This window comes from Streptomyces palmae, assembly GCF_004684805.1.
Lineage (GTDB): Bacteria > Actinomycetota > Actinomycetes > Streptomycetales > Streptomycetaceae > Streptomyces > Streptomyces palmae.
In genome coordinates this window covers 1-9,292 of sequence record NZ_SRID01000282.1, presented here as the reverse complement: position 1 = coordinate 9,292, position 9,292 = coordinate 1, and the positions used below count along the sequence as shown (strand labels likewise).

The window sequence follows — 9,292 nt, the reverse complement described above, 5'->3', positions numbered from 1 at the left end:
CGGCCCACCCGAGCGCCTGCACACCCTCGCCCTCGCGGACGCCAGCTAGCGGTCGGCCCCCTGGGCCCCGCGGGGCCACCGCCCCCAGGGGCCGAACCCGGCGTGCTCCCCTCCGCCCGGGCGGGCGCCGGGGCGGAGGGGAGGCGGGGAGCCCGCACGGGCTCCCCACCGAGGCGGGAAACGCGTATCGCCGTGGTCCACTGAGCCACCAGTGGACCACGGCGATACGTGCCGTCCCGCGGACGGATGCCAGTGGGGTGAGGGCCGAGCGGTGGCCCTCACCCCGCAGCGGCTCCCGCCGAGCCGCTGCCCCCCTCCTCAGCCGCGGCGGCGCAGCGTGTGCGCCCGGGCGGTCGCCGCGCCCAGGAACACCGCCGTCACCGCCGCGGCGCTCGCGGCCGCCACCGCGCCTCGCGCCGGGCTGCTCTCACCGGTCAGCAGCACCGCCCCGGCGGCGACCGGCGCGAGCAGCAGCCCGGGCGAGAGCCAGACCAGGAAGGATCGCCGGGGCGGCGGCCCGGAGACGGTGAGCGGCCGGCCCAGAGCCGCCCAGTGGCGGGCGTCCTCGCGCTCCTCCCAACCGCGCTGGACCCGGGCCCGGACGGCCAGCACACAGGTCAGCACCGCCCCGGCGGCCGGCAGCACCGCCACGGTGCTCCACGGAGCGGGTGTCAGCAGCAGGGGCGCCACCAGGGCCACGGAGCCCCAGCCGCTCAGACAGGCCGCGGCGGTCAGCCGCTGGGACAGGGGCCGGTCGCCGCCCGCCCGCAGCTCCGCCACCGCGGGCAGGTACCAGACGCAGCCGGACGCGCACAGCAGGGCGACGCCCAGTGCCAGGACACCGTGGGACATAGGGTTCCCTCCTCCTTGGATTCCGCGAGTGGGGCCGGTCGCTCAGTGCGAGACGCTCTCGAGCGCCACGATGTCCGGGTGGTTCTTGTCGAACGTGGGGGACTCGGAGCGGATGGGCGGCAGAGAGGTGAAGTTGTGCCGCGGCGGCGGGCAGGAGGTGGCCCACTCCAGCGAGCGGCCGTAGCCCCACGGGTCGTCCACCTCGACCTTCTTGCCGTACTTGGCGGTCTTCCAGACGTTGTAGAAGAACGGCAGGAAGGAGAGGCCGAGCAGGAAGGAGCCGACGGTGGAGATGGTGTTCAGCGTGGTGAAGCCGTCCGCGGCCAGGTAGTCCGCGTACCGGCGCGGCATGCCCTCGGCGCCCAGCCAGTGCTGCACCAGGAAGGTGGCGTGGAAGCCGACCGTCAGCGTCCAGAAGGTGATCTTGCCGAGCCGTTCGTCCAGCATCTTGCCGGTGAACTTCGGCCACCAGAAGTGGAATCCGGCGAACATCGCGTACACGACCGTGCCGAAGAGCGTGTAGTGGAAGTGGGCCACCACGAAGTACGAGTCGGAGACGTGGAAGTCCAGCGGCGGGGAGGCCAGGATGACACCGGTCAGACCACCGAAGGTGAAGGTGGTCAGGAAGCCCAGCACCCACAGCATGGGTGTCTCGAAGCTCAGCGAGCCCTTCCACATGGTGCCGATCCAGTTGAAGAACTTCACACCGGTGGGCACCGCGATCAGGAAGGTCATGAAGGAGAAGAACGGCAGCAGCACACCGCCGGTCACGTACATGTGGTGCGCCCACACGGTCACCGACAGGCCCGCGATGGCGATGGTCGCGGCGATCAGGCTGCCGTAACCGAACATCGGCTTGCGGGCGAAGACCGGGACGATCTCGGAGACGATGCCGAAGAACGGCAGCGCCAGGATGTACACCTCGGGGTGGCCGAAGAACCAGAACAGGTGCTGCCACAGCAGCGCGCCGCCGTTGGCCGGGTCGAAGATGTGCGAGCCGAACTTGCGGTCCATCTCCAGCGCGAGGAGCGCGGCCGCCAGCACCGGGAAGACCATCAGGACCAGCAGCGAGGTCAGCAGCACGTTCCAGGTGAAGATCGGCATCCGGAACATCGTCATGCCCGGGGCGCGCATGCAGATGATGGTGGTGATGAAGTTGACCGCGCCCAGGATGGAGCCGAAACCGGACAGTGTCACACCCATGATCCACATGTCCGCGCCGACTCCGGGTGAGTGCACCGAGTCGGACAGCGGGGCGTAGAGGAACCAGCCGAAGTCGGCCGCGCCCTGCGGGGTGAGGAAGCCGCCCGCCGCGATCAGCGAGCCGAACAGGAACAGCCAGAACGACAGCATGTTCAACCGGGGGAACGCCACATCCGGGGCGCCGATCTGGAGCGGCATGATCCAGTTGGCGAAGCCGGTGAACAGCGGCATGGCGAACACCAGCAGCATGATCGAGCCATGCATGGTGAACGCCTGGTTGAACTGCTCGTTCGTCATGAACTGGGTACCGGGCCTGGCCAGTTCGGCGCGCATCACCAGCGCCATCAGGCCGCCGATGATGAAGAACACGAACGAGGCGACCAGATACATGGTGCCGATCTGCTTGTGGTCGGTGGTCGTCAGCCACTGGACCCACGTGCTCTTGGAGGTGCGTATCGCCTCCTCGCCGGCTTCGGGCCGCAGTTGCGGCTCCTTTGTCTCCGTCGTAACCGCCTCGTCCACCGGTCGGGACCTTCCGCCTCGCTCGAATTCCAAGCGGACTGGGAAGAGTGCGCCGTACACGGGGGAGAGCAGCCGCCTCTTCCCAGCCGCCGCCACATGATCTGTGCGGGGCTCCACGCGCGAGTAGGGCCGAACAGCCCCTGCGGCCCCGGGACCAGGGGCCCCGCTTCACGCGCGGGGCGGGACCGACCGGCCCAGCGGTACCGATCGGGGCCGAACGGCCCTGTCCACCGGCGTGATGCCGGTGGTGGACTGGTCACCCCGCGCCGGCGGCGGCCGGAACGCGCTGACGGCCGCCCCCTGGCGGCCCGCAACCATTGGGAGGCCGCATCGATGACGTCCCGGTCCGGCATTCCGCTGCCCCCACGGCAGGGCGGTGCCGCCGCATGACCGCCGGAGCGCGCCCCGAGGTCCGCGTGGTCGAGGCGGGCGAGGAGGAGTCACCGCGGCTGCTCGGCGGCGTCCCGTCGGGCCGGGTGGTCTTCACCCACCAGGTGCTGCCCGCGCCCTGAGGCGCCGCGCGGTGGGGATCGGACCATGACCACGGGACCGCGCCGTGGTGGACCGGGCGGACGTGTGTCCGGCGGTCACCGACGAGGACGTGGTCCTCACCGTCACCGACGACGGGGTGGGTGCGGGGGACGCCCCGCGCACCGGAGGCCTGGTCGATCTGCGGATCCGCGCCGAACCGCTGGGCGGCACGCCGGCGGTGGAGTCGCCCGCCACCGGCGGAACCGGAGCGTCCGACGGGTCCCTGGGCCCTGGCCGCCCCGGCGGCCGTACCCACCGACCACCGGGGCGGCGGTACGCGCCGGCCGCGCCGCGAACCGGGTACGGGGACTCAGGAGGCCGACGGGCCCTTCCGCATGCGCTCGGCGACCACCGCCGCCTGCACCCGGCGCTCCACGCCCAGCTTGCCCAGCAGCGAGGAGACGCGGTTCTTGACCGTCTTCTCCGCCAGGTACAGCCGCTCGGCGATCTGCCGGTTGGTCAGGCCGTCGCCGATCAGCTCCAGGATCTGCAGTTCCCGCGGCGAGAGGCGGGCCCCCTCCGGCTGCTCCGGCTGCTTCGGCCGCTCGGCCGACTGGGGCCCGCGCAGCCTGGCCAGCACCCGCGAGGTGGCCCGCGGATCCAGCAGCGACTGCCCGGTGGCCACCGTACGCACCGCCGTGACCAGCTCGCTGCCCCTGATCTGCTTGAGCACATAGCCGGCGGCGCCCGCCATGATGGCGTCGAAGAGCGCCTCGTCGTCATCGAAGGACGTCAGCATCAGGCAGGCCAGCTCCGGCATCCGGGCCCGCAGTTCCCGGCACACCTCGATGCCCTGGTGGTCGCCGGCCGGATCGCTCTCGCCGAGCCGCACGTCCAGCACCGCCACCTGCGGGCGCACCGCGGGCACCCGGGCCAGCGCCTCGCGGGCGGTGCCGGCGTCCCCCACCACCTCGATGTCCGGTTCCGCGTCGAGGAGATCGCGCACCCCGCGGCGGACCACCTCGTGGTCGTCGAGGATGAAGACGCGCACCGGCGCGGCGGGCGGGGGGAACTGGTTCACGTGGTGCTCTTCTCCGGTGTTCCTGGGTGTCCGACGGCGCGCCGGGACCGTCCCGGGTGCGACCAGCACATACCTCATCACACCCGGCGCGGTAGGGCCGAACGGCCCCCGTCACGCCGACCGCTCGGCCCGTGCCGCCCGGCGCGCGGTCACAGCAGGGTCTGCCAGTAGGACCAGAAGCGCGTGCCCACCAGCATCGCGATGACCAGGTACCAGGTGGTGGGCAGTGCCCAGTGGAACTCCAGGACGCCCGCGACCAGCGCCCGGGGGGCCGGGATGATGCCGTGCCTGATGTTGTGCACGGTCGTGTACCAGAACAGGGCGATGGTGGCGAGCCAGACCAGCGCGCACCACAGGCACAGCGCGCCGATGTCGTACAGCGCCTGCGTCATCAGCCACATGCAGAAGACGGTCCCCAGGAGCGTGCCCACGTTCAGCCCGATCCAGTGCCAGCGGGGGTAGGTGGCTCCGGACAGCAGCCCGAAGCCGATCGCGATCACCACGGCGAAGGCGGCCAGGCCGATGAGCGGGTTGGGGAAGCCGAACGCCGAGGCCTGTTCGCTCTGCATCACACTGGTGCAGGAGACCACGGCGTTGAGGCTGCACCCGGGGACGAAGCCCGGATCCTCCAGCAGCTTGATCTTGTCGATGCTGATCACGAAGGAGCCGAGCAGCCCCAGCGAGCCGGCGACCACCAGCAGCCATGCGAAGGCCCGGCTGGCCCCGGTGCCGGGGGCCGGCCGGGGGCTCCGCTTGCGTGGCGGGGCCGGTGCGAGCGTGTGTTCCGGGCTGGTCATCGTCCCTCTCCCGCCGGGTCCGCGCCGTGCCGCCCCGCCGGAGCGCCGCCCTGGTGTGCGTCGGGGCGGTCGCCGCGGTGTCCGGTGCGGTCGCCGGCGTGGTCTCCCACCGCGGCACCGTTCGGGTGTGCGACGGGCCGGCCGTCGTGGTGCCCGGTGCGGTCGGCGTCATGGTGTCCCGTACGGGCGTCGTCCTGGTGGTGGACGCACCGCCGCGGGGCCGGCCGCGAGCCGGGCCGGACGCCCGGTACGCGCGGCATCCTGGCCGCGTCCGAGGGCCAGATGACCTCGACCGGGATACCGCGGGCGCGGGCGAAGGCCACCAGGTGCGCGGTGGCGTCCGAGCCGTCGGAGGGCGAGCCGTCCCAGACCGCCAGCACCTTGTGGCAGGACTGGATGATCTTCTCGTCGGCGCTGACGCACGCGTTCCGGTCGGCGGGGTCGAAGGCCAGTAGCCGTACCTGCTCGGCCAGCACCAGCAGTTCGCCCGCCGCCCGGCGGTCGCCTTCCGGCAGTATCGCCGGCACCGCGTTCCGCGAGGGCAGCAGCACGGTGAGCTTGCGGCCCGCCTCGCGCACCGCCCGCCCGAACGCCACCGGCAGCCCGGCGCCACCGCGGACCAGGCCCGCCGCGTCCTCCGCCAGCCGCTCCACTCGCGCCCGCAGTTCGCCTTCCAGCATCCGCAAGGTGGCCGCGGTCAGATCCGCGTGCCCGACGGCCGCGATCACCAGGGCCCTCCCCAGGTCGCCATCGTTCGCCTCCCACATGGTGGTTGTCAGATCCGCGGTCGCAGTGAACACGGCGGAGATCCACCAGCGGTAGGGGCCGAACGGCCCCGATACGGCACCGGGCGCGGGGCCACCCGACCGGCCGCGGGGCCCGCACGCCGGACGGCCCGACGTGCGGACTCGGGTCGTGTCAGTAGTAGTCGCGCATGAGCTCGGTGGCCCAGGCGGGCTGCGCGGTCGGGCCCTGGGGGCCGAACTCGGCCAGATAGGGCTTGATGTCGAGCACGGGGGTGCCGTCGACCGCGTCCAGGCCCGCCACATGGACGTCGAGTCCCTCGACCCGGATCAGGCGGCAGCGGGAGACGCCGAGGCGGTTGGGGCGGTTCTTGCCGCGCTGGGCGAAGATGCCGACCAGCGGCCACTCGGTGTTGCCGCGCGGATGGCGGGCTCCGGTCTCTATCTTCTCCACCGGCACCCGGTCGAAGTGGTAGACGACTTCCAGGTGGGAGAAGGCGTCGAGCCCGGCCAGCGCGTCGGCCTCGAACCGGGCCGCGTCCAGCCGGATGACGGCGACCTCCTTCCCCCAGTCGTCGTCGCGGACCTCCGCCCGCCCGCCGACCACCCGGCCCACCGGATGGGAGACGACCTCGGTCGGGGTGTGGCTCTCGGACATGTGCGCCCCTTTCGTCGAACGATGCCCTCCGCGCACCCGGTGGTGAGAGCGGGCCGCGAGGACGGTGACCGCCGCAGGGGATCACCGTACGCCGCCGTCACCTCCGGCCCCACCCCTGCCGGGCACCGCCGACCGCCGACCGCCGACCGTCCGCGGTCCAGGTGCCCGCCGGTACGCGGCTGTCCGCCCGCGGCGCGCACGCACACCGCCGCCGCGCCCCGCCGCCCGTACGCCGACGGCCGCCCACCGCCGCCAGGGCGCGGGCCGGCGCGGGTGCCGCGGCGGTCAGTGGGCGGTCGGGATGTGCTGGACACCGATGCGCCGGCGGAACACCCAGTAGGTCCAGCTCTCGTAGAGCAGGACGATCGGGGTGAAGACCAGCGCGACGACGGACATCACCCGCAGCGTGTACGTGGAGGAGGAGGCGTTGGACACCGTGAGCGACCACGCGGGGTCGAGCGTGGACGGCAGGACGTCCGGGAACAGCGCCACGAAGAGCATCGCGAAGGCCGACACGATGGTGAGGCCGGAGAAGACGAAGGCCCAGCCCTCGCGGTCCAGCCGGTTGAAGACCAGCGAGACGACCAGCGCCACCAGCGCGAGGGCCAGCAGGCCCAGGCTGGCGGCGTCGCCGGATTCCACCTGCGTCCACACCAGGAAGGCGGCGGCCAGCAGGAGTGTCGCCAGGCCCGCCGTCCGCGCCGTGGACCGGGCCCGGTAGCGGATGTCGCCGAGTGTCTTCAGGGCGGTGAAGACGGCTCCGTGCCAGGTGAACATGGCCAGCGTCATGAAGCCGCCGAGGATGGCGTATCCGTGGAAGAGGTCGCTGTGGGTGCCCACGTAGGTGGTGTCCGCCCCGATCGCCACGCCCCGGACGATGTTGGCGAAGATCACGCCCCACAGGAACGAGGGGATCAGGGAGGTCCAGAACAGGCTCTCCTCCCAGTTTCGCTGCCAGCGCGCGCCCGGGCGCTTGGCCCGGTACTCGAAGGCCACGCCGCGGACGATCAGGCACAGCAGGATGATCAGCAGCGGTAGGTAGAAGCCGCTGAACAACGTGGCGTACCAGTCCGGGAAGGCCGCGAAGGTCGCGCCGGCGGCCGTGATCAGCCAGACCTCGTTGCCGTCCCAGACCGGACCGATGGTGTTGATCAGGACCCGCCGCTCGACGGTGTCGCGGGCCAGCAGCCTGAGGAGGACGCCGACGCCGAAGTCGAAGCCCTCCAGGAAGAAGTAGCCGATCCACAGGACGGCGATCAGGATGAACCAGAGATCGTGGAGGTGCATGGGATGCCGTCCTCAGTAGGCGATGGTGAGGGGCTTGTCGGCGTCCTCCTCGGAGGGGCCGCGCCAGGTGGGGTCCTTGCCGGGCGGACGCTCGGCGGTGTCCGGGCCGGCCTTGACGTACTTGACCAGGAGCCCCACCTCGATCACCGCGAGCACCGCGTACAGCACGGTGAGCGCGATCAGGGAGCCGGTCTGGGTGCCCAGGCCCGCGCTGGGGGAGGAGCCGTCGCGGGTGCGCATCAGGTGGAGGACCACCCAGGGCTGACGGCCCATCTCGGTGAAGATCCAGCCGAAGCTGTTGGCGAGCAGCGGGAAGCCCATGGTGAGGATGGTGAGCCGCCAGCACCACTGGGTGAGGAAGCGGTTCAGCTCCCGGTCCCTGGTGAGCATGAGTTTCGGTGGCTCGTCCTCGCCGGCGCGGTGTTCGGGCGCCAGCCAGAGTCTGCGGCGGATGAGCCAGAGGCCGAGGAGCGCCCCCGCGCAGCTGACCATCCCGAAGAAGATCATGAGGCGGAAGCCCCAGTAGGTCACGAAGATCTGCGGGATGTAGTCCTGGGGCGCGCCTCCGAACCGCGCGGCCTGGGCCCTGGCCACGTCGTTGATGCCCGGTACGGCGGAGGAGAGGTCGCCGTTGGCGAGGAAGGAGAGCGCCGCGGGGATCTGCCATTCGACCGAGTTGCGGCCCTTGTTGACATCGCCCACGGAGAAGATCGAGAACGGGGCGGGGGCCTGGGTGTCCCACAGGGCCTCGGCGGCGGCCATCTTCATCGGCTGCTGTTCGAACATGACCTTGGCCAGCCGGTCGCCGCTGATCGCGGTGCCCAGCCCGGCGACCGCCGCGATCACCAGGGCGAGCCGCAGCGAGGAGTGCATGACCGCGATCCGCTTGCCGTCCGTCTCCACACCGCGCCGGGCGCGCCACAGGTGCCACGCCGCGATGCCCATCATGAAGGCCGCGCCGGTCAGGAAGGCCGCCGTCAGCGTGTGGAAGACCACCACCAGGGTGGTCTTCTGGAACAGCACCCGCCCGATGTCGGTGAGCTGGGCCTTTCCGGTGGCGGAGTCGATCCGGTAGCCGACCGGGTGCTGCATGAAGGAGTTGGCCGCGAGGATGAAGTACGCGGACAGGAGGGTGCCGACGGCCACCACCCAGATGCACGCGCAGTGGATCCGCCGCGGGAGCCGGTCCCAGCCGAAGATCCACACGCCGATGAACACGGACTCGACGAAGAAGGCGATCAGTGCCTCCATCGCCAGCGGGGCTCCGAAGACGTCACCGACGAACCGGGAGTAGCGGGACCAGTTCATGCCGAACTGGAACTCCTGCACGATCCCGGTGACCACGCCCATGGCGATATTGATCAGAAAGAGCTTTCCCCAGAACTTGGTGGCGTGGAAGTACTTCTCCCGGTCCGTCCGCACCCAGGCCGTCTCCAGGCCCGCCACCACCATGGCCAGGCTGATCGTCAGCGGTACGAAGAGGAAGTGGTACACGGTGGTGATGCCGAATTGCCATCGCGCGATGGTCTCGTGAGCGATTGCCAGCTCCACTGCACGCTTCTCTCGTCCGGGGCTCCCATAACGGGACAAACGGCATCTTAATGGGCGTCCTCGGTGAGGCGTGCGGATTGCCGGTCGGTGGGAGCGGGCCGTCGCCCTACCCGCCCCGGCCCCCTTC

At 71.4% G+C, this 9,292-nt stretch carries 8 protein-coding genes and 1 pseudogene; 1 reads left to right on the top strand and 8 read right to left on the bottom strand.

All coding sequences use genetic code 11. The annotated features are described in order from the left end of the window. Nucleotides 1-318 precede the first annotated feature (318 nt). On the bottom strand, nucleotides 319-852 hold the full coding sequence (locus E4099_RS23890) for a hypothetical protein (protein WP_135341179.1): 534 nt from the start codon (nucleotides 850-852) through the stop codon (nucleotides 319-321). 42 nt (nucleotides 853-894) lie between these two features. Beyond that, nucleotides 895-2,538, bottom strand: a complete 1,644-nt coding sequence (gene ctaD / locus E4099_RS23885) for an aa3-type cytochrome oxidase subunit I (RefSeq protein WP_280923520.1) — start codon at nucleotides 2,536-2,538, stop codon at nucleotides 895-897. 425 nt (nucleotides 2,539-2,963) lie between these two features. Here ctaD and E4099_RS34915 point away from each other — a divergent pair, with 425 nt between their 5' ends. Continuing rightward, nucleotides 2,964-3,089, top strand: a complete 126-nt coding sequence (locus tag E4099_RS34915; protein ID WP_280923519.1) for a hypothetical protein — start codon at nucleotides 2,964-2,966, stop codon at nucleotides 3,087-3,089. Between the two features lie 329 nt (nucleotides 3,090-3,418). Here E4099_RS34915 and E4099_RS23880 read toward each other — a convergent pair whose 3' ends face one another. From E4099_RS23880 to E4099_RS23855, 6 genes and pseudogenes are all read right to left on the bottom strand, one after another. Further along, nucleotides 3,419-4,129 (bottom strand): response regulator, encoded by a 711-nt coding sequence (locus tag E4099_RS23880; RefSeq protein WP_245245123.1) that lies wholly within the window; start codon nucleotides 4,127-4,129, stop codon nucleotides 3,419-3,421. Between the two features lie 149 nt (nucleotides 4,130-4,278). After that, the gene (locus E4099_RS23875) at nucleotides 4,279-4,926 is read right to left on the bottom strand and encodes a vitamin K epoxide reductase family protein (protein WP_135341177.1); all 648 of its coding nucleotides are present in this window, start codon (nucleotides 4,924-4,926) and stop codon (nucleotides 4,279-4,281) included. A 254-nt stretch (nucleotides 4,927-5,180) separates the two neighbouring features. Continuing rightward, a pseudogene (locus E4099_RS23870) lies at nucleotides 5,181-5,654 on the bottom strand (hypothetical protein); the annotation flags it as partial. Between the two features lie 190 nt (nucleotides 5,655-5,844). Further along, on the bottom strand, nucleotides 5,845-6,327 hold the full coding sequence (locus E4099_RS23865) for an SAM-dependent methyltransferase (RefSeq protein WP_135341176.1): 483 nt from the start codon (nucleotides 6,325-6,327) through the stop codon (nucleotides 5,845-5,847). A 285-nt stretch (nucleotides 6,328-6,612) separates the two neighbouring features. After that, a complete protein-coding gene (gene cydB / locus E4099_RS23860; protein WP_135341175.1) occupies nucleotides 6,613-7,614 on the bottom strand; it encodes a cytochrome d ubiquinol oxidase subunit II in 1,002 nt (333 codons plus the stop codon). Between the two features lie 12 nt (nucleotides 7,615-7,626). Beyond that, nucleotides 7,627-9,165, bottom strand: coding sequence for a cytochrome ubiquinol oxidase subunit I (locus E4099_RS23855; protein WP_135341174.1), 1,539 nt, complete (start codon nucleotides 9,163-9,165; stop codon nucleotides 7,627-7,629). Nucleotides 9,166-9,292: the final 127 nt, after the last annotated feature.

What these genes read in the sequence shown, in the direction of transcription:
- E4099_RS23890 (WP_135341179.1), bottom strand. Translation starts at nt 852, where the DNA reads ATGTCCCACGGTGTCCTGGCACTGGGCGTCGCCCTGCTGTGCGCGTCC.
- E4099_RS34915 (WP_280923519.1), top strand. Translation starts at nt 2,964, where the DNA reads ATGACCGCCGGAGCGCGCCCCGAGGTCCGCGTGGTCGAGGCGGGCGAG.
- E4099_RS23875 (WP_135341177.1), bottom strand. Translation starts at nt 4,926, where the DNA reads ATGACCAGCCCGGAACACACGCTCGCACCGGCCCCGCCACGCAAGCGG.
- E4099_RS23865 (WP_135341176.1), bottom strand. Translation starts at nt 6,327, where the DNA reads ATGTCCGAGAGCCACACCCCGACCGAGGTCGTCTCCCATCCGGTGGGC.
- cydB (WP_135341175.1), bottom strand. Translation starts at nt 7,614, where the DNA reads ATGCACCTCCACGATCTCTGGTTCATCCTGATCGCCGTCCTGTGGATC.